This is a genomic window from Pseudomonas sp. D2002, from assembly GCF_013385735.1.
In the GTDB taxonomy this organism is placed as follows: Bacteria; Pseudomonadota; Gammaproteobacteria; order Pseudomonadales; family Pseudomonadaceae; genus Aquipseudomonas.
Window position 1 is genome coordinate 21,150 of record NZ_JACAPL010000024.1, and the last position, 22,874, is coordinate 44,023.

The following is a 22,874-nucleotide window of genomic DNA, read 5'->3' on the forward strand; positions in this document are numbered from 1 at the left end:
ATTCCTCTGGCACCCTGCAGTCCATGTGGGAGCGGGCTTGCTCGCGAATGCAGAGTGCCAGTCGCTAAATACTTAGACTGACCCGCCGCCTTCGCGAGCAAGCCCGCTCCCACATTGGATCTCCAGTGTTTGAGCCACTTTCATCAGATGAAACTTCCTGGCGTGAACCCGACCTTTCCTCGCAGTAACTGCGAAAGAATTCCCGCTTGGCGCTGGAATAAGCAAGAAAATGCACGGCTGGCCCTCGTATCATTCACCCCAGTAACGACCGAGAGCCTCGAAATGAACCCAATAAAAACGTGGTGGGATATCAGCCCGCCCTTGAGCACGGCCACCCCGACCTGGCCGGGCGATACGCCGTTCCAGGAAGAGCGCGTGTGGCAGTTCGGCCCGGAGTGCCCGGTGAATGTAGGGCGCGTGACCTTTTCGCCGCACACCGGCGCCCATGTGGACGCGCCGTTGCATTACAGCGCTGACGGCGCGCCGATTGGCGAGGTGTCGCTGGACGTGTACATGGGCCCGTGCCGTGTACTGCATTGCCTGGGCAGTGGCGCGCTGGTGCAGCCGCATCAGTTGGACGGGCGTGTGGATAACTTGCCCGAGCGCGTGCTGCTGCGCACTTATCCACAAGCGCCGCTGACCGAGTGGGATTCGAATTTCACCGCCATCGCCCCGCAAACCATCGAGCTGCTCGCCAGCCTGGGCGTGCGCCTGATTGGTATCGACACGCCGTCCCTGGACCCGCAACAGTCCAAGACCATGGACTCCCACAACGCCGTGGCCCGCCATGGCATGGCGATTCTCGAAGGCATCGTGCTCGATGACGTGCCGGAGGGCGACTATGAATTGATCGCGCTGCCGCTGCGTTTTGCCAATCTGGACGCGAGCCCGGTCCGCGCCATTCTCCGCCCGCTCAAGGAGCCCACGCGATGAGCCAATGTCCTTTCTCTGCTGACTATCAACCGCCGGAAGAATGGCATAACGCCGAGCTGAATTTTTCCGAGTCGATGAGCTACGGCGACTACCTGGATCTGGGCAAAGTCCTCAGCGCTCAGCACCCGCTGTCGCCGGACCACAACGAAATGCTCTTCATCATCCAGCACCAGACTTCCGAGCTGTGGATGAAACTGATGCTCCACGAACTCAAGGCCGCCCGTGAACACGTGCGCCTGGGCGAGCTGCCGCCGGCGTTCAAGATGCTGGCGCGGGTGTCGCGGATCTTCGATCAACTGGTGCACGCCTGGGCGGTGCTGGCGACGATGACACCGTCGGAGTACAAGGCGATTCGCCCGTTCCTGGGGCAGTCGTCGGGGTTCCAGTCGTTCCAGTACCGCGAGATCGAATTTATCCTCGGCAATAAAAGCGCGGCGCTGTTGCGTCCTCACGCGCATCGGCCGGAGTTGTTGAACGAGCTGAAAGTGGCGATTGCCACGCCGTCGCTGTATGACGAGGCGGTCAACCTGATGGCCAAGGCGGGCCTGGCGATTGACCCTAAACGTGCCGAGCGCGACCCGACGGCGGCCACGGTTCACGATGAATCGGTGGAAGCGGCGTGGCGTGAGGTGTATCGCGACCCGAGTCGGTATTGGGATTTGTATCAGTTGGCCGAGAAGTTTATCGACTTGGAGGATTCGTTCCGCCAGTGGCGCTTCCGGCATGTGACGACGGTGGAGCGCATTATCGGCTTCCAGCCGGGCACGGGCGGCACAGAAGGCGTGGGGTATTTGCGCAAGATGCTCGACACGGTGCTGTTTCCCGAGCTGTGGCGAGTGCGTTCCACGCTATAAATAAAAAAGCCCCGGAACGCCGGGGCTTTCTACATCTGGAATGCATTCAAAACTGTGGGAGCGGGCTTGCTCGCGAAAGCGGTGTGTCAGTCAATACATGTGCTGGCTGATCCACCGCCTTCGCGAGCAAGCCCGCTCCCACAGGGGTTACTGCGCTACGGCTACTTTCGCGTTTCTAACCCGCAACCGATACGCCACATAGATAATCCCCACCCAAACCGGCATCGCATACACCGACTCACGAATACCCTCAATCGCCAGCATCACGCTCACAATCATCACCATGAACGCCAGGCACAGGTAGTTGCTGAACGGGAACCAGAAGGTCTTGAACGATGGCGTCACGCCTTGCTCGCCCATGGCTTTGCGGAACTTGATATGAGTGATGCTGATCAGCGCCCAGTTGATCATCAGCGAGGCAACCACCAGCGCAAACAGCAATTCCAGCGCACTCTTCGGCGCGACGTAGTTGACCACCACGCAGAGCATCGTCACCAGTGCCGAAATCGCCAGGGCGCGCAGCGGCACGCCTTGTTTGTTGAGTTTCATCAGCGCTTTCGGCGCGTCGCCTTGCTCGGCCAGGCCGAACAGCATGCGGCTGTTGCAGTACACGCCGCTGTTGTACACCGACAGCGCCGCGGTCAGCACCACGAAGTTGAGGATGTGTGCGGCGGTGTCGTTACCGATCAGCGAGAAAATCTGCACAAACGGGCTGCCGCTGTAGGCATCGCCTGACGCGCCGAGGGTTTGCAGCAGCTGGTCCCACGGGTACAGCGACAGCAGCACGGTGAGCGCGCCGACGTAGAAAATCAGGATCCGGTAAACCACCTGGTTGATGGCTTTGGGGATCACTTTGCGCGGCTCGCTGGCCTCGGCGGCGGTGATGCCCACCAGCTCCAGGCCGCCGAACGAGAACATGATGAACGCCATCGACATCAACAGCCCCATGCCGCCATTCGGGAAGAACCCGCCGTGGCTCCACAGGTTGCTCACCGAGGCTTGCGGGCCGCCGGTGCCGCTGAACAGCAGGTAGCAGCCGAGCACGATCATGCCGACAATCGCCACCACTTTGATGATCGCGAACCAGAACTCGGCTTCACCGAAGAACTTCACGTTCAGCGTGTTGATCAGGTTCACCGCGACGAAGAACACCAGCGCGCTGACCCAGGTTGGAATCTCCGGCCACCAGAACTGGATGTATTTGCCCACGGCCGTCAGTTCGGCCATGCCCACCAGCACGTAAAGTACCCAGTAGTTCCAGCCCGCCAGGAAGCCTGCGTAGCCGCCCCAGTATTTATGTGCGAAGTGGCTGAAGGAGCCGGCCACCGGCTCTTCGACGATCATCTCGCCGAGCTGGCGCATGATCAGGAACGCAATAAAACCGGCAATCGCGTAACCCAGGATCATCGACGGCCCCGCCGACTTGAGCACCCCGGCCGAGCCGAGGAACAACCCCGTGCCAATCGCCCCTCCCAAGGCGATCAGCTGAATATGCCGGTTCTTCAGGCCACGCTTGAGGCCAACCGGGTTAACCATGTCATCCGCCATTAACATTCCCTTCTACTTGTTTTTCTTGAGGGTGATTGCACGCCGCACCCGCCCCTCAGAACTGCTGAGGGGTCAGATATTACTCTGCGTAAACTTTTCGTAATACAGCTGAACGCCATCAAGTGCCTGATCCGACAGCCATTGTTGGATCGATTCGACCATTGGCGGCGGGCCGCACACGTACATATCCGCCGATCTATCCCGCAATTCGGCCAGGTCGAAATGCTCGGTGAGGTAGCCGCGCTTGCCGGCCCACGCCGGTGAGGCGTCGCTCAGCACTTCGGTGTAGCGAAAATTCGGAATTTTTGCAGCGTAGGCGTGGATGCGCGCCGCTTCGCATAAGTCCTCGGCACCACGCACACCGTAATACAAGTGCACAGGTTGGTCGCAGCCGTTGGCCGCTAGTTCATCGAGCATGCCCAGCAACGCCGACAACCCGGTGCCACCGGCCACCAGCACCAGCGGTTGGGTGACATGGCGCAGGTAAAACGCGCCCAACGGCGCCTCCATCAGCACTTCATCACCGACCTGGCAGCGCTCGCGCAGGTAGTTGCTCATGACGCCGTCGGGCAGCAGACGCACCAGAAACTGCAGTTGATTGCCGGGGCGATTAGCGAAGGAATACGCGCGCCAACTGTCGGTGCCGGGAACCGACAGGCGAGCGTATTGGCCGGGCAGAAAATCCAGCGGTGCCTCCAGCTGCACCTGCAAAATCGCCGTGCTGCTTGAAATTTGCTGCACTTCGCTCACCGTACCGCGCACTTGCACCGGCCCGGGCGCGTTGCACAGGCTCGAATCAAAGTCGAAGTAAAACGCCGCGTCGGACTTCACCCGCGTCTGGCAGCTGAGCATCTTGCGCTGTTGCAGATCGAGGCTGGAGAGGGCTTCTTCGTCGACATAATCCTGGGTGTAATCGCCGGACTCGCACCGGCCCTGGCAGGTGCCGCACACGCCTTCGCGGCAATCCAAAGGGATTTTTATGCCGTTGCGCAGGGCCGCGTCCAACAGGATTTCATTGGCGCCCACCGGAAAAAACAGGGTCTTGCCGTCGGCAAAACTGAAGGCCACTTTGTGATTCATTGATTGAGCTCCACGCACATCATGTGTGGAGAGGGAGCTTGCTCCCGCTGGGCTGCGCAGCGGCCCCAAAATCTTGGGAGCGCTGCGCACTCCAGCGGGAGCAAGCTCCCTCGCCACAGGGGTGATGTGCCGGTTTAGAGGTGATAAAAATCCAGCACCGAGTTGATGGTGTCGTTGAGCAGCAAGGCGTGTTTGCGCGTGATCAACCAACTGTCGCCATGGGGTTTGAGGCTGTAGGTGGCATGCCCATAAAACTGCTCCGACGTGGCCAGCCGATAAAACAGCGTGTGCCAGTTCAACTTCACTTCCAGTAACCCGCCCGCCTGCTCGGCCACACGCACGTTATTGATCAAGTGCAATGTGCGCGGCATTGGCGTGGCCGACGCGGCCTTACCCGTACGCAAACGGAACACGCGGTCTTCCAGCCCCGAACGGTTGGCGTAATAGATCAGCGACATCTCGCGCTTGGGGTCGCGGGTGTAGACGTGTTCCGAGTCCCATTGCGGCAAGTGGAATTCACTCTGCGGGTCGAACAGCTGCACATAGGCGTCCCAATCCTGGGCATCGCACAGCTCGGATTTACGGTAGAAAAACTGTTCGATCCGGTACTGCAATTGCGCATTCATCACTTCACCTCCCGCAGTTTCAGCGCTTGTTGGTCCAGGCCCTTGAGGAGGAACTGCTGCCAGTTGCGGTGCTGGTTGACGTACAGGCCTTCGTGGGTGAATTCGGTGCCGGTCATCGCCGGTTGGATGCCGATGGCTTCGCTGTTCGGCGTGGGCCCGGTTTCCCAGCGGTGGCTGCCGCGCGAGATATCGCTCCAGCGTTCCAGGCGGCCCTGGAAACCGCGCTGGGCTTCGCGAAACTCCACCAGGTCATCGGGTGTGCCCATGCCGGACACGTTAAAGAAGTCCTCAAACTGGCGGATGCGGTTTTCACGGTCGGCATCCGACTCGTTCTTCACGCCCAGGCACTGGCTGATGATCTCGGTCTTGTTCCACGCCACCGGGCGAATAATCCGCAGCTGCGAGCTGATCTGGTCGAGGAAGAATAGGCTTGGGTAAATGTTCAGGTTGCGCAGGCGGTGCATCATCCACTCGGCCTTTTGCTGGCCATGTTCTTCCACCAGGCGCGGCATGATGGTGGCGTAGCCCGAGCGCACGCTCGGGTTGGGCATGTCGCTGAACAACACGCTGTGGCCATTGTTGAAGGCGAACCAGCCATCATCGGTGTTCGCGTCGCCCGCGCCGAGCTTGCTGTAGTCCAGCGTGGTGCCTGCGCCGCTGCCGTTTTCGGTGTTCACCTGCTGGCGATGCTGCACCGTGGCCACGTAGTTGTAGTGCACGGTGCTGACGTGATAACCGTCCAGGCCGTTCTCGTTTTGCAGCTTCCAGTTGCCGTCGTAGGTGTAGGCCGATTTACCCGGCAGCACTTCCAGCTCACCCGTGGCGGACTGCGCGACCATCATGTCGAAGAACACTTTGGCGTCGCCGAGGAAGTCTTCCAGGCTGTCGGTGCCGTTCACGTCCAGGCTGATAAACACAAACCCCTTGTAGCTTTCGATGCGCGCCTTTTTCAGGCCGCGCGTGGCTTTGTCGAAGCCTTCCGGGTACTCGCCCGGCGCCTTGACCTTCACCAGCCGGCCATCGCTCTTGTAGCACCAGGCATGAAACGGGCACGTAAAGGTCGATTGGTTGCCCTTGCCGACGCGCGTCAGCGTGGTGCCGCGATGCTGGCAGGCGTTGATCAGCGCATTCAGTTGGCCCTCGCCATCGCGGGTGATGATCATCGGCTGGCGCCCGGCGCGCATCGTCACGAAGTCGTGGTTATGGGCCAGCTCGCTTTCGTGGCAGGCGTAGATCCAGTTCTTTTCGAAGATCAGTTCCATCTCCAGGTCGAACAGTTCCGGCTCGGTGAACATGTCGCGGGCGATGCGGAACACTTCATCGGCCGGGCGAAAGTCCAGGCAGCTTTCGATGAATGTTTTCCACTGCTCGACGCTTTTTGCACCACTCATGGGAGGCACCTTTTTGATAGAGGCTGATCGGTGGTCCATTAGAGGCAGCGGGGCAGGGTGCGGGCTATCCGCTTAATGGGCAGAGATGGGCCGCATAGTTGGGGGGCATGGTTGGGCAGCAAATACCCAGTTCGGTGCAGCCAGGTGACGCGATGCGCTACTGTCATACCAAGGGAAAGCCGCAAAAACCGGCGGCTTATCCACATAGTCGACCGTTGCTATCCACCCCGTTGCATTCACGCGGGCGTGGCGTAGAACTTGCTGTCGATTGTTAACGACGCGCCGCCAGAGCGCGCAACCGCCTAACCGCCGTGGGTGCACCCTGATGAGTAGCCATACACGCGAAATCCATATTCAACGCTTCGACCTCGAAGGCGCCTGCAGCTGGATGTCCGGCATTTGTGGGCCGCACCGCCTGGCGACCTCGACACCCGAGCGCCTGCGCTTTCACCACAGCGCCAACGTGTTCAAGTCCCGCGCCACCACCCTGGGCGTGATCGAATACGGCACCGACGTGACCATCGGCATCGAAGACGCCGAGCACTTCAGCAGCTACAGCCTGAGCCTGCCGTTGGTGGGCGAGCAGGAGTTGAGCAAGAACGGCGAGCGCTTGAGTTCCAACCGCGACCAAGGCGTGATCCTGTCGCCCAACGAGCACCAAGTGCTGGCGATATCCGGTGACTGCCGCAAGTTGCAGGTGGTGATCACGCGCGCGGCGATGAGTGAGTCGCTGGAGGCGTTGCTGCAACGGCCGATTGAGGCGCCGTTGCGTTTTGAATCGGTGATGGACGCGGTGGACGGCGCGTCGGCATCCTGGTGGCGCATGGCGCGCTACTTTATCGCCGAGCTCGAGCGCAGCAGCGAGCTGTATGAGCAGGCAGCGTTTACCCGTGACCTGGAAAGCTCGCTGATCAAAGGGTTGATCCTCGCCCAGCCGAATAACTATTCAGAAGAATTGCGCGACGTGCTGGGCGTGAAGCTGCCGCATTATTTGATTCGTGCGCGGCAGTACATCCACTACAACGCCCGTGAAGCGGTGCATTTGGAGGACCTGGAGACGGCTGCGGGCGTGTCGCGGTTCAAGCTGTTTGATGCGTTTCGCAAGTACTTTGCGCTGTCGCCCATGGCGTATTTGAAGAAGTACCGGTTGGGGGCGGTGCGTCAGGAAATTCTTGAGCAGGGTTCTACTCGGACCATTTCCGAGATTGCCCTGGGTTGGGGCTTTACCCATTTGGGGCGGTTCTCGGCGGAGTACCGCAAGCTCTTTGATGAGTCCCCCAGCCAAACCCTGCAACGCAAGCGCCTGCGCAGCCTCTAAACCTGATGAAGATCCATTGGATCTAGGGTGTTTGGGAGATCTCAGATCAGTTCTTCTACCAGTTGCAAACAATGACTCAGCCCCGGCGACTGATCATTCACCCGCCGGCTCAGAATAATCGGCGAGGTCGCAGTGCTTTCCACGATCGGCGTGTAACCAATATCCGCCCGATGCAGCACCTGCACCGAGGCCGGCACCAGCGTCACGCCCATGCCCGCGCCGACCAGGCCGATGGCGGTCTGCAATTCGTTGGTCCACTGCGCCACCTTGAGGCTCAAGCCGTGGGCGTCGAACAGCGCGATCACATGGTCGGCATAACTGGGGCGCGGGTTGCCGGGGTACAGCACAAACGGCTCGGCGGCCAGCTGGGCGAGGGTGGCGGGCGCTTCCAGCAGCGGGTGCCCGGCGGGCAGCACCGCCACCAGCCGATCCTCCACCAGCACGCGCTGGACGATGGCCGGGTCGTCGATGCGAATCCGCCCGAAACCCACGTCAATCCGCCCGGCCTTGAGCGCTTCGACCTGCTGCAAGGTGGTCATCTCCGACAAGCCCAACTCCAGCTCCAGCGCCTCATGGTTGCGCAGCCGCCGAATCAACTCCGGCAACACGCCGTACAAGGTCGACGGCGCAAAACCGATGCCCAGCCAGGTCTTTTCGCCCTGGCCGATGCGCCGCGTGTTGTCGCAGACTTTGCCCAGTTGCTCGAGCAGCACATTGGCGTGCTCATAGAAAAACCGCCCGGCCTCGGTCAGCCGCAGCGGTCGGCCGCGCTCCAGCAGAATCACGCCCAATTCATCTTCCAATTGCTGGATCTGCCGGCTCAACGGCGGCTGGGCGATGTGCAGGCGTTCGGCGGCGCGGGTGAAGTTCAGCGTTTCACCCAGCACCTGGAAATAGCGCAGATGACGCAGTTCCATGGCGGCTCCTTTCATACCTTGAAGGTATTGTGCGAGACCCATTCTATATTGGAAGCCAGGAAAAATACGGCACAGAATCGGCGCAAATCTATAAAGAACCCAATGGGTATAGCCATGCCGATTTGCGCCATCGAGTCGATTGAAACGATCATCGTCGACCTTCCCACCATTCGCCCGCACAAGCTGGCGATGCACACCATGCAAAACCAGACGCTGGTGATCATCCGCCTGCGTTGCGCCGACGGCATCGAAGGCATTGGCGAAGCCACCACCATCGGCGGCCTGAGCTACGGCAATGAAAGCCCCGACAGCATCAAGGTCAACATCGACCGGCACTTTGCGCCGCTGTTGATTGGCCAGGACGCGAGCAATATCAACGCGGCCATGTTGTGCCTGGAGCGCAGCATTCGTGGCAACACCTTTGCCAAGTCCGGCATCGAGAGCGCCTTGCTCGATGCATTGGGTAAACGCCTCAACCTGCCGGTCAGCGAACTGCTCGGCGGGCGCGTGCGTGATGCCTTGCCGGTGGCTTGGACATTGGCCAGCGGCAACACCGAACAGGACATCGCCGAGGCCGAGAAGATGCTCGACCTGCGCCGCCACCGTATCTTCAAATTGAAGATCGGCGCCGGTGAGGTCAGCCGCGACCTGGCCCACGTGATCGCGATCAAACAGGCGGTGGGCGAGCGCGCCAGTGTGCGCGTCGACGTCAACCAGGCCTGGGACGAAGCGGTGGCCCTGCGCGCGTGCAAGGTGCTCGGCGATAACGGCATCGACTTGATCGAACAACCCATCTCGCGCAACAACCGCAGCGGCATGGCGCGGCTGAATCTGTCGAGCCCGGCGCCGATCATGGCCGATGAGTCCATCGAATGCGTGGAAGACGCCTTCAACCTGGCCCGCGAAGGCGCGGCCTCGGTGTTTGCCCTCAAGATCGCCAAGAACGGCGGCCCGCGGGCGGTGCTGCGTACGGCTGCGATTGCCGAAGCGGCCGGTATCGGCTTGTACGGCGGCACCATGCTCGAAGGCGGCATCGGCACCCTGGCCTCGGCGCATGCCTTCCTGACCTTGAACAAGCTGGCCTGGGACACCGAACTGTTCGGCCCGCTGCTGCTCACCGAAGACATTCTCACTGAGCCGCCGGTGTACCGCGATTTCCAGCTGCATGTCTCCACAGCGCCAGGCCTGGGCCTGAGCATTGATGAAGAGCGTTTGGCGTTCTTCCGTCGTGACAAACACTAAGAGGCGCCTGCCATGTTGTTCCACGTAAAAATGACCGTGAACCTGCCCCTGGACATGAACCCCGAGCGCGCGGCCGGCCTCAAGGCTGAGGAAAAAGCCCTGGCGCAGCGGCTGCAACAAGAGGGCAAATGGCGCCACCTGTGGCGCATCGCCGGGCACTACGCCAACTACAGCGTGTTCGACGTCGACAGCGTGCAAGACCTGCACGACCTGCTGATGCAACTGCCGCTTTTCCCTTATATGGCCATCGAAGTGAATGCGCTGTGCCGGCACCCTTCGTCGATCCATGAAGACGACCGCTGAGCCTGTTTTGCCCCCAATAATTACAAGATGAGGATTGCACCATGTCCATCCGACTGTCCCAGACTGCCCATGCCCAAGCGTTTCTCGAAGAAGCCAGCGGCCACCACAACGACGGCGGCAACCCGCGCGCCAAGGCGCTGATCTACCGAATTTTGCGCGATACGGTAAACATCATCGAAGACCTGGAAGTGACTCCGGAAGAGTTCTGGAAGGCGGTCAATTACCTCAACGAGCTGGGTAAAAATCAGGAAGCGGGGCTGCTCGCTGCCGGGTTGGGCCTGGAGCATTACCTCGATTTGCTGATGGATGCCGCCGATGAGGAGGCCGGCAAGTCCGGTGGCACGCCACGCACCATCGAAGGCCCGCTGTACGTGGCCGGCGCGCCGCTGAGCAAGTACGAAGCACGGTTGGATGATGGCAAGGACGACGCGGTGCCGCTGTTTATGCGCGGGCAAGTGCGCGACACCGATGGCAAGCCGTTGGCGGGCGCGATTGTCGATGTGTGGCAGGCCAATACCGCTGGCACCTATTCGTGGTTTGACCCGGCGCAATCGGAGTTCAACCTGCGCCGACGCATCGAGACCGATGCCCAGGGCAACTACCGTTTTCGCAGCATTGTGCCGTCCGGCTACGGCTGCCCGCCGAGTGGACCGACGCAGCAACTGCTCGACCAACTGGGGCGCCACGGGCAGCGGCCGGCGCATATTCACTTCTTCATCTCGGCGCCGGGGCATCGGCATTTGACCACGCAGATCAACCTGTCGGATGACCCGTACCTGCACGATGATTTTGCCTATGCGACGCGGGATGAGTTGATTGCCGAGATTCGCTTCAGTGACGATCAGCAACTGGCGCGGGAGTTTGGCGTGGAAGGGCGGTTTGCGCAGATTGATTTTGACTTTGAGTTGCAGCTGGCTGACGCGCCGGTAGAGCAAAAACGCATGCAACGCGTGCGCGCCCTCGAAGACTAAACCCGAACTGATCGTTCCCGCGCTCTGCTGATCGTTCCCACGCTCTGCGTGGGAATGCATCCTGTGACGCTCCGCGTCACGCCCTTTTAAAGCGGACGCGGAGCGTCCAGGGCGGCATTCCCACGCAGAGCGTGGGAACGATCGTCGGGTTATTTGCGCACCACCAGGTCCAACACCTCATCCCGATCCTTGATCTTCTGCAACACAATCTCCGAGCGAATATCCATCACCCCCGCCGTGCGGTTCAGGTGGTTCACGATAAAGTCGGAAAAGTGTTTCAAATTCCGCGCCTGCACCCGCAGCACATAATTGCTGGCGCCGGTAATCACATACGCACTGGCCACCTCCGGCCAGCCTTGCACCTTCTTGATAAACGTCTCGTGCCAATCCTCCACATCCTGGCGCAAGGACAGGTGCACGATGGCTTCCAGCTCGATCCCCAACTGCTCGGCATTCAACACGGCGCGGTAGCCGCTGATGATTCCCTCGCTCTCCAGCAGGCGTAAACGGCGCAGGCAGGCGGAAGGCGACAGGGCGACTTTTTCCGCCAGTTCCTGGTTGCTGATACGGCCATCCTGTTGCAAAAAATGCAGGAGGCGCAGGTCGGTGGCGTCGAGAATCATGGTTAGAATAAATCCGCGTGTTTTGGGGTTAAATTCGAATTTCCTACAGCTTAATTAGCTTGTTGCCTACAACTTTGCACGAAAATTCTGTAAATCTTCGCTCATTATTTGGCCCATCTTCACTTATAAAAACCAGGACCGCCCATGACCACCCGAACCCACTGCCAAGCCCTCGATGCCCAGGACCCGCTGGCGCCACTGCGCCACCAGTTCGCCTTGCCCGAGGGCGTGATCTACCTCGACGGCAACTCCCTCGGCGCGCGCCCGCTCGCAGCGTTGGCGCGAGCGCAACAGGTGATCGCCGAAGAGTGGGGCAATGGCTTGATTCGCAGCTGGAACAGCGCCGGTTGGGCGGATTTGTCTCTACGCCTGGGCAACCGTCTGGCACCGCTGATCGGTGCGCGCGACGGTGAAGTGGCGATCACCGATACCACCTCGATCAACCTGTTCAAGGTGCTCAGCGCCGCGCTGAGTGTGCAGCGCCAACGCCAGCCGAATCGCAAGGTGATCGTCAGCGAGGCGAGCAACTTCCCCACCGACCTGTACATCGCCGAAGGCCTGGCCGAATTGCTGCAACAGGGCTATTCATTACGACTGGTCAACAGCCCCGACGAGCTGCCGCAGGCTGTCGGCGAGGACGTGGCGGTGGTGATGCTCACCCACGTCAACTACAAGACCGGCTACATGTACGACATGCAGGCGCTTACCGCGTTGAGCCACGAATGCGGCGCCTTGAGCATCTGGGACCTGGCGCATTCGGCGGGCGCGGTGCCTGTCGACCTGCACAAGGCCGAGGCTGATTACGCGATCGGCTGCACCTACAAATACCTCAATGGCGGGCCAGGCTCCCAGGCGTTTGTGTGGGTGAACCCTGCGTTGGTGGACGTGGTGCGCCAGCCGCTGTCGGGCTGGTTCGGGCATACCCGGCAGTTCGCCATGGAAGCTCAATACGCGCCAAGCGCCGGCATCGCGCGCTACCTGTGCGGCACTCAGCCGATCACTTCGTTGGCCATGGTCGAATGCGGCCTGGAGATCTTTGCCCAGACCGACATGGCCAGCCTGCGCGCTAAATCCCTGGCGTTGACTGATTTGTTTATCGCCTTGGTCGAAGCTCGCTGCGCCGCCCACGGCCTGACGCTGATCACGCCACGTGAGCACGCAAAACGCGGCAGCCATGTGAGCTTCGAACACCCTGAAGGCTACGCGGTGATCCAGGCGCTGATCGCCCGTGGCGTGATCGGTGATTACCGCGAGCCGCGCATCATGCGGTTTGGTTTTACGCCGTTGTATACGAGCTTCACTGAGGTATGGGATGCCGTGGAAATCCTCGGTGAAATCCTCGACCAGAAAACCTGGGACCAGCCGCAATTCAAAGTGCGCAACAGCGTCACCTGATTCAGCGCGGATTAAAAATGTGGGAGCGGGCTTGCTCGCGAATGCGGTGTGTCAGCCACCACATGCGGTAACTGACACTCCGCCTTCGCGAGCAAGCCCGCTCCCACAGGGGATCGGCGTCAATATCCAAACTGTGCAATCACAATAATAAAGGGGCACACCACGTGACCACACCCGACAACGGCTTTGCAGAGATCACCCACCGCGAACTGGGCCTCAGGCGCCAGTTGACTTCCGGCCAGATGAGCATGATCGCCATCGGTGGCGCCATCGGCACCGGGCTGTTCATGGGCAGCGCCTATGCCATCGGTTATGCCGGGCCAAGTGTATTGGTGAGCTACGCCATCGGCGCGCTGATCACCTTGCTGTTGATGGGCTGCCTGGCGGAGATGACGGTGGCGCATTCCACTTCGGGCTCGTTCGGCGCTTACGCCGAGTTCTACATCAGCCCGCTGGCCGGGTTCCTGGTGCGCTATGCCTACTGGGCAGCGATTGTGCTGGCGGTGGGCGCCGAGGTCACGGCGGTGGCGATGTACATGAAGTACTGGTTCGCCAACGTGCCGGAATGGGTGTGGATCGTGTCGTTTTCCAGTGTGCTGATCCTGCTTAATGCAATCAGCGTGAAGACCTTCGGCAACTTCGAATACTGGTTCTCGACCATCAAGATCAGCGCCATCGTCGGCTTCATCATCCTCGCCGTGTACGTGGTGTTCGGCTCTGGTAACCCGGATTACGGCGTGCAGAATTACACTGCCCACGGCGGTTTTTTCCCACATGGCTTGAGCGGCATGTGGATCGCAGTGATTGTGTCGATCTTCAGCTACTTGAGCGTGGAGATGATCGCGGTGGCCGCCGGTGAAGCCGCCGACCCGGAGCAGGCGGTGAAGAAGGCCTTTCGCGCGACCATCGTGCGCTTGGTGGTGTTTTACCTGCTGACCCTGGCGCTGATGCTGGCCATCGTGCCCTGGAACCAGGCCGGTCAGACCCAGAGCCCGTTTGTCACGGTGATGCAGACCATCGGCATTCCCGGCGCCACCGGGGTGATGAACTTCGTGATTCTGATCGCCGCGTTGTCGGCGATGAACAGCCAGCTGTACATCACCACACGCATGATGTTCAGCCTCTCGCGCGCAGGTTTTGCGCCCAAGTCCATGGGCGCCTTGAGCAAGAACGGGATTCCGCTCAACGCGTTGCTGCTGTCCAGTTCGGGCATTGCGTTGGCGACCTTGCTGAACGTGGTGTACCCGGAAAGCTCGTTCACGCTGATGATGGCGATCTCGATGTTTGGCGCGATCTTCACCTGGTTCATGATCTTCCTCACGCACCTGTTTTTCCGCCGCCACCGCAAGCGCCACGGCGGCGCGAAGCTGTCGTTCCAGCTGCGTCTGTTTCCCTACAGCACGCTGTTGGGCCTGGTGCTGATGGGGGCGGTGATGATCACCACGTATTTCACCGAGGCGTTCAAGATGACGCTGGTGTTCGGCGTGCCGTTCCTGCTGATTCTGTCGGCGGTGTATTACGGGTTTTTCCGCAAGGGCAGGGCCAAGGCGTCAAACAAGGCCTTGGCGTAACCGGGTAATTGCTCGAAGGCGCGCGCGCACAGCAGCAGTTTGCGGCAGGCCCAGTCTTCTTGCAGAGGCTGGGCTTTGAAGCGCTGCTCAGAGGGCCAGCGTTCCAATGCGGCCTGGGGCACGATGCCCAGGCCGGCGCCGCCTGCGACCATGCGAATCAGCCCATCAAACCCGTCGGCGCGGATGCGTGTTTGCAGGCGAAAGCCCGCGTGCAGCGCCTGTTCCTCCAGGTACACCGCGAGTGCGCTGTTGGCGGCCAAGCCGACGTAGTCGTATTGCAGGCTGTCGATGAAACTCGCCGTCGTCAGCGGATGGTCGAGCGGCATGATCAGCACCAGCGGGTCATCGCGAAACGCCAGGGTTTGCAGGCCATGGGTGTCGACTGCGTCGGAAATAATCCCGAGGTCTGCGGTGCCCTGGCGCAAGGCCTGGGTGATGCGCAGGCTGGGCAGTTCCTGCAGGTCGATATCGAGGTTGGGGTGTTCGCGCAAAAAATCCGCGAGCAGTTCCGGCAGGTATTCGCTCAGGGCGGTGGTGTTGCACAGCAGGCGCACCTGGCCTTTGACGCCATTGGCGCACTCGGCCAGGTCTTGTTGCAGGTGCTCGGCCTGTTGCAGCAGCAGGCGCGCGTGGCGGGCCAGGGCCTTTCCCGCTGGCGTGGGTGTGACGCCACGGCGGCCGCGTTCAAGGAACTCGATACCCAATGAAGCCTCCATGGCGCGGATGCGCGCGCTGGCGGCGGCGAGGGACAAATGGCTGCGCGCCGCGCCTGCGGTGATGTTGCCGGTGTCGAGGATGTGCAGGTACAGGCGCAGGTCGATCAGGTCAAAGTGCATGGCTGAAAAATCCCGGTGATTGGACTGGCCTCATCGCAGGCAAGCCAGCTCCCACAGTTGGATGTGTGAACACAGTTCAAAGGTGGGAGCTGGCTTGCCTGCGATAGCGATCTCAGCCTCACGCAAAACAAGAGGCTGCCTCAGTATATGGCGAATTTTCATAACCGCCTTAACGTCGCACAATCGCCCCATGACTACCTTCCTGGCGTTCTACCAAAACCTCGGCCCGGCCCTGACCCTGTTGGTCATCGGCACCTTCCTGCTGGCCGGCACCGTCAAGGGCGTGATCGGCCTGGGCCTGCCCACCGTGGCCATGGGCATGCTCGGCCTGGCTATGCTCCCGGCGCAGGCTGCGGCATTGCTCATCATTCCTTCAACGGTGACCAACCTCTGGCAACTGGCATTTGGCGGCCAGTTGAGCGCGCTGCTCAAGCGCCTGTGGCCGATGCTGTTGCTGATTTTCCTCGGCACCGGGCTCGGCACGTTGTGGCTGGGCATGGACGGCGGCCATTGGGTGGTGCGCGCGTTGGGTGGCGCGTTGCTGGTGTATGCGTTGAGCGGGTTGTTCCTGCCCACGTTCAAGGTGCAGCCTCACACCGAGCGCTGGCTGGGGCCGCTGTGTGGGCTGATCACCGGCATTATCACCTCGGCCACCGGTGTGTTTGTGATTCCCGCCGTGCCGTATCTGCAAGCCTTGGGCTTGAACCGTGATCAGTTGGTGCAGGCGTTGGGGCTGTCGTTCAGCGTTTCCACGCTGGCGCTGGCGGCCGGTCTGGCGTGGCGTGGCACCCTCGGCGGCGGTGAAATCAATGCCTCTTTGTTGGCGTTGGTGCCTGCGCTGTTGGGCATGTGGCTGGGCCAGGCACTGCGTCAGCGCATCAGTGCGGTGCTGTTCAAACGGGTCTTTTTTATCGGCATGGCGCTGCTGGGCGGCCACCTTTTGATCAGCGGTTAAATCAAGAGTACGGCGTTATTCGTGCGTTTTTATCAAATGTATTTTGCCGCACCGCTGCTTATTCCAAGGGCGCAATGTCGATAGCCTGCCGGCAGACATTGCTAACCCTTTGGATTCCCTCCCATGAAAAAAGTACTTCTGCTTAACGGCGGCAAACAATTCGCCCATTCCGACGGCCGCTACAACACCACCTTGCATGACGCCGCCGTGGCCGTGCTGGACCGTGGCGGTATCGACGTCAAAGTCACCCACATCGACGCAGGCTACGACGTGGCCGAAGAAGTGGCTAAATTCCTCTGGGCCGATGTGATCATCTATCAGATGCCTGGCTGGTGGATGGGCGCACCGTGGATCGTCAAGAAGTACATCGACGAAGTCTTCACCGAAGGCCACGGCAGCCTGTATGCCAGCGACGGCCGCACCCGTTCCGACGCGTCGCAGAAATATGGCAGCGGCGGCCTGATCCAGGGCAAGCAGTACATGCTGTCGCTGACCTGGAACGCGCCGCAGCAAGCCTTCGACGACCCGACGGATTTCTTCGAAGCCAAGGGCGTCGATGCGGTGTACTTTCCGTTCCACAAGGCCAACGAGTTCCTCGGCATGACCGGCCTGCCGACCTTCCTGTGCGTAGACGTAATGAAACGCCCGGCCATCGAGGCAGACGTGGCGCGCTACGAGCAGCATCTGGCGCAGGTGTTCAACTTCACGGTGTAAGCTGCTACTCACCGATCAAGAAGGACAGCCCGTGAAAGCCCGATCCGATGAGTTACAGATCTTCGTCAGCGTGATTGAGTGCGGCTCGATTTCCGCCGCAGCGGAGCAGGTCGGGCAGACGCCGTCGGCGGTCAGCCGCACCTTGTCGCGCCTGGAAGCCAAGCTCGACACCACGCTGATCAACCGCACCACCCGGCGCATGGACCTGACCGAAGAGGGCAAGTATTTCTTCGAGCAGGCCAAGGTGATCCTGGCGCAGATGGATGAGCTGGAAGAGCGTCTGTCGTCGCGCCAGAAAAACCCGGCCGGGCGCCTGCGCATCAACGCCGCCGTGCCCTTCATGCTGCACGGGATCGTGCCGTACATCGCCGAGTTTCGCAGCCTCTACCCGGAAATTCAGCTGGAGCTCAACAGCGATGACCTGATCATCGACCTGCTGGAGCAGAGCACCGACATTGCCATCCGCATCGGTGCCCTGGCCGATTCCACGCTGCACGCGCGGTCGCTGGGTTGTACGCCGCTGCATATCCTTGCCAGCCCCGACTACCTCAAGCAATTCGGCACGCCGACCACGGTGGCCGAGTTGGCGGACCATACCTTGCTGGGCTTTACCCAGACCGAGACCCTCAACCACTGGCCGCTACGCCATGTGGAGGGCGACCGTTGGCTGATCCAGCCGAGTGTCGCCGCTTCCAGTGGCGAGACCCTGCGTCAGTTGGCGCTGGAAGGGCAGGGTATTTGTTGCCTGTCGAACTTCATGACGGTCGAGGACATCAACGCCGGGCGCCTGGTGCCGGTGCTGGAGGCGTTCAACAGTGGCTATCGCCAGCCGATCCACGCGGTGTTCTACCGCAACTCGCAGTTGGCGTTGCGCATCCAGTGCTTCCTGGACTTCATTCAGACCAAGCTGGCGCGGTATGCCTGCTGATTCGTGACGTGCGCGCAAGATTGAATTGGGCAATCGGGTCTTATTCGACCGGGGCGGGTCCGTAACAATGGACCCATCACTTACCCAGTCAGGAGCACACTCCATGAACGTATTCGTAACCGGCGCAGCCGGGTTTATCGGCGGTTCCATCGCCACCGGCCTGGTCAAGGCTGGCCACCGCGTTACCGGACTGGTGCGCAGCGCCGAACAAGCCGCTGAAATGACCGCCCTCGGTATCACCCCGGTGATGGGCACACTTGACGATTCGGCCGTGCTGACCGAGCAGGCGCAAAAGGCGGATGCGGTAATCAACGCCGCCAGCAGCGACCATCGGGCTGCGGTTGAGACCTTGCTGGCTGCGTTGAAGGGCTCCAATAAACCGTTCCTGCACACCAGCGGTTCGAGCATCGTCGGCGACGCGTCGGGCGGTAAATCCAGCGATGTCATCTACTTTGAAGACAGCCTGCCGCAGCCAACCGTCGACAAGGCAGCCCGCGTGGCCATCGACAACCTGATCCTGGCCGCGGCGAAAGATGGCGTGAACTCGGCGGTGATCTGCAACACCCTCATTTACGGTCACAGCCTGGGCGTGAAGCGTGACAGCGTGCAATTGCCGCGCTTGCTCAAGCAGGCACGCAAAAGTGGTGTGGTGCGCCATGTGGGCACCGGGCAGAACATCTGGTCCAACGTGCATATTGAAGACGTGGTGGCGCTGTACCTGCTGGCGCTTGAGAAGAATGTGCCAGGCACCTTCTACTTTGTGGAAAGCGGCGAAGCGGCGTTTGTCGACATGACCACGGCTATTGCCGACGCGTTGAAGCTGGGCAAGCCACAGGATTGGCCGTTGGCGGATGCTGAAGCCGAGTGGGGCTATGAAATGGCCAACTATGGTTTGGGCTCCAACAGCCGGGTACGTGGCAAGCATGCGCGTGAGTTGCTGGGCTGGGCGCCGAAGCGTACTTCTGTGGTTGAGTGGATTCGCAACGAGATGGTGTGATGTTCACTTAGCACCGCGGCGCGGCCTTCGCGAGCAAGCCCGCTCCCACATTTGACTGCATTCCAATGTTGGAACTCGGTCAAATGTGGGAGCGGGCTTGCTCGCGAAAGGGGCGACTCGGTCTATTTGGTTTACCCAGCGCTGGCCCCACCTCGCCCAATTCCGTACCATTCCCCGCCTTATCCCCCGCATTACCCTGGTACTTCATGAACCTCACCCGTCTGCGCGCCGATGCCCTGGCCGGCCTCACCACGTCGTTTGCGCTGCTGCCCGAATGCATCGCCTTTGCCCTGGTCGCCCACCTCAACCCGCTGATGGGGCTCTACGGCGCCTTCATCATTTGCACCCTCACTGCGCTGTTCGGCGGCCGGCCCGGCATGGTCTCGGGGGCGGCCGGTTCGATGGCGGTGGTGATCGTCGCGCTGGTGGTGCAGCACGGTGTTGAGTACTTGCTGGCGACGGTGCTGTTGGGCGGGCTGATCATGGTCGCGTTCGGCCTGCTGCGCCTGGGCAAGTTGGTGCGCATGGTGCCGCATTCGGTGATGCTCGGCTTCGTCAACGGCCTGGCGATCATCATCGCGCTGGCGCAACTGGAGCATTTCAAAAGCGGTGACCACTGGCTCAGCGGCACGCCGTTGTATGTGATGACCGGCCTGGTCGCCGTGACCATGGCGATTGTCTACCTGCTGCCGCGCCTGACCCGCGCCGTGCCGCCTGCCTTGGTCGCGATCCTCGGCGTCGGCCTGGCGGTCTACCTGCTCGGCCTGCCGACCCGCACGCTCGGCGACATGGCGCACATCGCCGGTGGCTTGCCGACCTTTGCCTTGCCGCAAATCCCCTGGACCCTGGAAACCCTCGGCATCATCGCGCCCTACGCGTTCCTGATGGCGATGGTCGGCCTGCTGGAAACCCTGCTGACCCTGAACCTCACCGACGAAATCACCGAAACCCGTGGCTACCCCGACCGCGAAAGCGTGGCCCTGGGTGCGGCGAATATGGTCAGCGGCCTGTTCGGTGGCATGGGCGGTTGCGCGATGATCGGGCAAACCGTGATCAACCTCAGTTCCGGCGGGCGCGGGCGTTTCTCCGGGGTGTTTGCCGGGGTGATGATCCTGTTGTTCATTCTGTTTCTGTCGCCGCTGATCGAGCGTATTCCGCTGGCGGCGCTGGTGGGCGTGATGTTCGTGGTGTCCCAGCAAACCTTCGCCTGGGCGTCGCTGCGGGTGATCAACAAGGTGCCGTTCAACGATGTGTTGGTGATCCTGGCGGTGACGGTGATCACCGTCTTCACCGACCTGGCCACCGCCGTGCTCTGCGGCATCGTGATTGCGGCGCTGAACTTCGCCTGGCAACAGGCGCGTGAGTTGTATGCCGATGAGCATCTGGAAGCCGACGGCAGCAAGCTCTATCGCTTGCACGGCACCTTGTTCTTTGCCTCGACGACGCCCTTCTTGAACCAGTTCGACCCGGCCAACGACCCGGCCGAGGTGACGCTCGATTGCCGTCACCTGAGCTTCGTCGACTACTCAGCGATTGCTGCGTTGATGACCTTGCGCGAGCGTTATACCAAGGCCGGCAAGCATTTGCGGGTGCTGCATTTGTCGGAGCGCTGCAAGAAGCTGCTCAAGCGTGCCCGCGTGCATCAGGAGTAAATGATTACGGCCCGACCAGGTCTTCAAGTTCCTGGGCGCGGGTCTGGGTCATGTCCAGCAGGCAGCCGGAGCCGTTGACCTGGTCGATGGTGCCGCCGGTGGCGGAGCCGGCGAAGCCGCAATTGGCGTCGCGGTATTTAATCCACAGGCGCTGCACGTCCTGCAGTTTCTCCTTGCGGTCGCCTTCCTGGGCGGCCAGGGCGGTTTTGTAGGCTTTGTTCAGGCGCTCGTCCTGAACCTTGGCTTCCTTGGCGTTGCAATTGACCATGTCGACGGTGGTATTGGCGCTGTCCATGCATTTTTTCAATGCGGCGTTCTCGGCGGCCGAGGCGCTGCCGCACAGGGCCAACAGCATGGCGCCGGCGGCGAAAGGAACAAGCAGGGTTTTGCGATTCATGGTGGGAATTCCTGATCGTAGTGGAGGCCGCAGTCTGAGACTCGGCCTTGGCGGCTGAGTTTCTGCGCGGCAAAAACTTCATGTAAGAACACCCCCCGGATTTTCATGCGCTGGCGTTGGGCATATCCCCAAGCGACAGCGCTTATCCGTGGGCGAAAATTACTTTCATAAAAATTGAAAATTACACCGGGTAATGATTTATGAGTTTCACAACCAATTCGACGTGACCCTTTCCAAGGAGTACCGCATGGCCGCACCACTGGGCTTGGGGCTGTTGGCATACGCTGCCATCGCTATCATTGCATTGATCGTGCTGATCGCACGTTACCGACTCAACCCGTTTATTGTCATCACCTTGGTGTCCATCGGCCTGGCGCTGATGGCCGGCATGCCGGCAGACACAATCATGGGTTCCTACGAGGCGGGCGTCGGTAAAACCCTGGGGCACATTGCTCTGGTGGTGGCGCTGGGCACCATGCTCGGCAAGATGATGGCCGAGTCCGGCGGCGCCGAGCAGGTGGCGCGTACGCTGATCAACCGTTTTGGCGAACGCAATGCGCATTGGGCAATGGTGTGCATCGCTTTTCTGGTGGGGCTGCCGCTGTTTTTCGAGGTCGGTTTTGTGCTGCTGGTGCCGATCGCCTTTACCGTGGCGCGGCGCGTTGGGGTGTCGATACTGATGGTCGGCTTGCCGATGGTCGCTGGCTTGTCGGTGGTGCATGCGCTGGTGCCGCCGCACCCGGCGGCGATGATGGCGGTGCTGGCGTACAACGCGTCGGTCGGGCAGACCGTGCTGTATGCGATTCTGATCGGTATTCCCACGGCAATTATTGCTGGCCCGTTGTACGCCAAGTTCATCGTGCCGCGTATTCACTTGCCGGCGGAGAACCCGCTGGAGCGCCAGTTTATCGAGCGCGAACCACGCACCCGTTTGCCGAGCTTTACCCTGACCATGGGCACGATCCTGTTGCCGGTGGTGTTGATGATGATCGGCGGCTGGGCCAATGTGATTTCCACCCCCGGCACCGGCTTTAACCAGTTCCTGCTGTTTATCGGCAACTCGGTGATCGCGCTGTTGGTGGCCACCTTGGTGAGCTTCTGGACGCTGGGTCTGGCCCAGGGTTTCAACCGTGAAGCGATCCTCAAGTTCACCAATGAATGCCTGGCACCGACCGCGAGTATCACCTTGCTGGTGGGCGCGGGCGGCGGCTTGAACCGCATCCTGGTGGACGCGGGCGTGACCAATGAAATTCTCGGCCTGGCGCATGCCTTCCATTTGTCGCCGCTGGTGATGGGCTGGTTGTTTGCCGCGCTGATGCGCGTCGCCACCGGTTCGGCCACCGTGGCCATGACCACGGCTTCCGGTGTGGTTGCACCCGTGGCCATGGGCTTGGGTTATCCACACCCTGAATTATTGGTATTGGCCACTGGCGCGGGTTCGGTGATTTTTTCCCACGTCAACGACGGCGGCTTCTGGCTGATCAAGGAATACTTCAATATGACGGTGATCCAGACTTTCAAGACCTGGACCGTGCTGGAGACGTTGATTTCGGTAGTCGCGTTCGGTCTGACTTACGGCCTGTCTCTGGTTCTATGAGCCTTCTTTCGTAACCCGGAGCCCCG

General features: G+C 60.9%; 22 protein-coding genes. 14 read left to right on the top strand and 8 right to left on the bottom strand.

The features are described 5' to 3' along the window. The first annotated feature begins 282 nt into the window (after window positions 1–282). Together kynB and kynA are read left to right on the top strand one after the other, a co-directional pair. Window positions 283–933 (top strand): arylformamidase, encoded by a 651-nt coding sequence (gene kynB / locus HX783_RS28740; RefSeq protein WP_177019122.1) that lies wholly within the window; start codon window positions 283–285, stop codon window positions 931–933. Continuing rightward, window positions 930–1,787, top strand: coding sequence for a tryptophan 2,3-dioxygenase (gene kynA, locus HX783_RS28745; protein ID WP_065908419.1), 858 nt, complete (start codon window positions 930–932; stop codon window positions 1,785–1,787). Before kynB ends, kynA begins: the two co-directional genes overlap by 4 nt. Window positions 1,788–1,934: 147 nt before the next feature. Here the strand turns inward: kynA and HX783_RS28750 are convergent, their stop codons facing one another. From HX783_RS28750 to antA, 4 genes are all read right to left on the bottom strand, one after another. Next, window positions 1,935–3,335 carry an amino acid permease gene (locus HX783_RS28750; protein ID WP_159959860.1) on the bottom strand — a complete coding sequence of 467 codons (1,401 nt, stop codon included), beginning with the start codon at window positions 3,333–3,335 and terminating at the stop codon, window positions 1,935–1,937. A 72-nt stretch (window positions 3,336–3,407) separates the two neighbouring features. After that, window positions 3,408–4,415: an anthranilate 1,2-dioxygenase electron transfer component AntC gene (antC, locus tag HX783_RS28755; RefSeq protein WP_177019123.1), complete on the bottom strand. Its 1,008-nt coding sequence runs from the start codon at window positions 4,413–4,415 to the stop codon at window positions 3,408–3,410. A gap of 134 nt (window positions 4,416–4,549) precedes the next feature. Further along, window positions 4,550–5,041 (bottom strand): anthranilate 1,2-dioxygenase small subunit, encoded by a 492-nt coding sequence (antB, locus tag HX783_RS28760; protein WP_177019124.1) that lies wholly within the window; start codon window positions 5,039–5,041, stop codon window positions 4,550–4,552. Next, complete coding sequence (antA, locus tag HX783_RS28765; RefSeq protein ID WP_177019125.1) at window positions 5,041–6,432, bottom strand: anthranilate 1,2-dioxygenase large subunit; 1,392 nt, start codon at window positions 6,430–6,432, stop codon at window positions 5,041–5,043. The genes antB and antA overlap by 1 nt, the downstream gene beginning before the upstream one ends. Window positions 6,433–6,757: 325 nt before the next feature. Between antA and HX783_RS28770 the strand changes: the two genes are divergently transcribed. Next, window positions 6,758–7,750: a helix-turn-helix domain-containing protein gene (locus HX783_RS28770; RefSeq protein ID WP_177019126.1), complete on the top strand. Its 993-nt coding sequence runs from the start codon at window positions 6,758–6,760 to the stop codon at window positions 7,748–7,750. A gap of 41 nt (window positions 7,751–7,791) precedes the next feature. On the opposite strand, the gene HX783_RS28775 is transcribed toward HX783_RS28770, so the two are convergent. Continuing rightward, the gene (locus tag HX783_RS28775) at window positions 7,792–8,667 is read right to left on the bottom strand and encodes a LysR family transcriptional regulator (protein WP_177019127.1); all 876 of its coding nucleotides are present in this window, start codon (window positions 8,665–8,667) and stop codon (window positions 7,792–7,794) included. Window positions 8,668–8,781: 114 nt separating this feature from the next. On the opposite strand from HX783_RS28775, the gene HX783_RS28780 reads away from it, so the two are divergent. From HX783_RS28780 to catA, 3 genes are read left to right on the top strand one after another with little or no spacing between them, the layout of a single operon-like run. After that, a complete protein-coding gene (locus HX783_RS28780; RefSeq protein ID WP_177019128.1) occupies window positions 8,782–9,909 on the top strand; it encodes a muconate cycloisomerase family protein in 1,128 nt (375 codons plus the stop codon). A 12-nt stretch (window positions 9,910–9,921) separates the two neighbouring features. After that, window positions 9,922–10,212 carry a muconolactone Delta-isomerase gene (catC, locus tag HX783_RS28785; protein WP_016974901.1) on the top strand — a complete coding sequence of 97 codons (291 nt, stop codon included), beginning with the start codon at window positions 9,922–9,924 and terminating at the stop codon, window positions 10,210–10,212. A 41-nt stretch (window positions 10,213–10,253) separates the two neighbouring features. Continuing rightward, window positions 10,254–11,183 carry a catechol 1,2-dioxygenase gene (catA, locus tag HX783_RS28790; RefSeq protein WP_159959846.1) on the top strand — a complete coding sequence of 310 codons (930 nt, stop codon included), beginning with the start codon at window positions 10,254–10,256 and terminating at the stop codon, window positions 11,181–11,183. 149 nt (window positions 11,184–11,332) lie between these two features. Here catA and HX783_RS28795 read toward each other — a convergent pair whose 3' ends face one another. Further along, on the bottom strand, window positions 11,333–11,806 hold the full coding sequence (locus tag HX783_RS28795; protein WP_003176072.1) for an Lrp/AsnC family transcriptional regulator: 474 nt from the start codon (window positions 11,804–11,806) through the stop codon (window positions 11,333–11,335). 144 nt (window positions 11,807–11,950) lie between these two features. Here HX783_RS28795 and kynU point away from each other — a divergent pair, with 144 nt between their 5' ends. Beyond that, window positions 11,951–13,201 (top strand): kynureninase, encoded by a 1,251-nt coding sequence (gene kynU / locus HX783_RS28800; RefSeq protein ID WP_177019129.1) that lies wholly within the window; start codon window positions 11,951–11,953, stop codon window positions 13,199–13,201. Window positions 13,202–13,365: 164 nt separating this feature from the next. After that, the gene (locus tag HX783_RS28805; protein ID WP_177019130.1) at window positions 13,366–14,772 is read left to right on the top strand and encodes an amino acid permease; all 1,407 of its coding nucleotides are present in this window, start codon (window positions 13,366–13,368) and stop codon (window positions 14,770–14,772) included. On the opposite strand, the gene HX783_RS28810 is transcribed toward HX783_RS28805, so the two are convergent. Continuing rightward, entirely contained in the window at window positions 14,718–15,608 is an 891-nt protein-coding gene (locus tag HX783_RS28810; protein WP_177019131.1) for a LysR substrate-binding domain-containing protein, read from the bottom strand. The genes HX783_RS28805 and HX783_RS28810 overlap by 55 nt on opposite strands. A gap of 190 nt (window positions 15,609–15,798) precedes the next feature. Between HX783_RS28810 and HX783_RS28815 the strand changes: the two genes are divergently transcribed. From HX783_RS28815 to HX783_RS28835, 5 genes are all read left to right on the top strand, one after another. After that, window positions 15,799–16,563 carry a sulfite exporter TauE/SafE family protein gene (locus HX783_RS28815; RefSeq protein WP_177019132.1) on the top strand — a complete coding sequence of 255 codons (765 nt, stop codon included), beginning with the start codon at window positions 15,799–15,801 and terminating at the stop codon, window positions 16,561–16,563. A gap of 123 nt (window positions 16,564–16,686) precedes the next feature. Beyond that, on the top strand, window positions 16,687–17,277 hold the full coding sequence (locus HX783_RS28820) for an NAD(P)H-dependent oxidoreductase (protein ID WP_177019133.1): 591 nt from the start codon (window positions 16,687–16,689) through the stop codon (window positions 17,275–17,277). 31 nt (window positions 17,278–17,308) lie between these two features. Next, window positions 17,309–18,205, top strand: a complete 897-nt coding sequence (locus HX783_RS28825) for a LysR family transcriptional regulator (protein WP_159959834.1) — start codon at window positions 17,309–17,311, stop codon at window positions 18,203–18,205. A gap of 103 nt (window positions 18,206–18,308) precedes the next feature. Next, window positions 18,309–19,202 carry an NAD-dependent epimerase/dehydratase family protein gene (locus HX783_RS28830; RefSeq protein WP_177019134.1) on the top strand — a complete coding sequence of 298 codons (894 nt, stop codon included), beginning with the start codon at window positions 18,309–18,311 and terminating at the stop codon, window positions 19,200–19,202. A gap of 206 nt (window positions 19,203–19,408) precedes the next feature. Continuing rightward, window positions 19,409–20,854 (top strand): SulP family inorganic anion transporter, encoded by a 1,446-nt coding sequence (locus HX783_RS28835; RefSeq protein ID WP_177019135.1) that lies wholly within the window; start codon window positions 19,409–19,411, stop codon window positions 20,852–20,854. A gap of 4 nt (window positions 20,855–20,858) precedes the next feature. Here the strand turns inward: HX783_RS28835 and HX783_RS28840 are convergent, their stop codons facing one another. Beyond that, window positions 20,859–21,251: a lysozyme inhibitor LprI family protein gene (locus HX783_RS28840; protein ID WP_177019136.1), complete on the bottom strand. Its 393-nt coding sequence runs from the start codon at window positions 21,249–21,251 to the stop codon at window positions 20,859–20,861. A 247-nt stretch (window positions 21,252–21,498) separates the two neighbouring features. Between HX783_RS28840 and HX783_RS28845 the strand changes: the two genes are divergently transcribed. After that, window positions 21,499–22,848: a gluconate:H+ symporter gene (locus tag HX783_RS28845; RefSeq protein ID WP_256347360.1), complete on the top strand. Its 1,350-nt coding sequence runs from the start codon at window positions 21,499–21,501 to the stop codon at window positions 22,846–22,848. The last annotated feature ends 26 nt before the right edge of the window (window positions 22,849–22,874 follow it).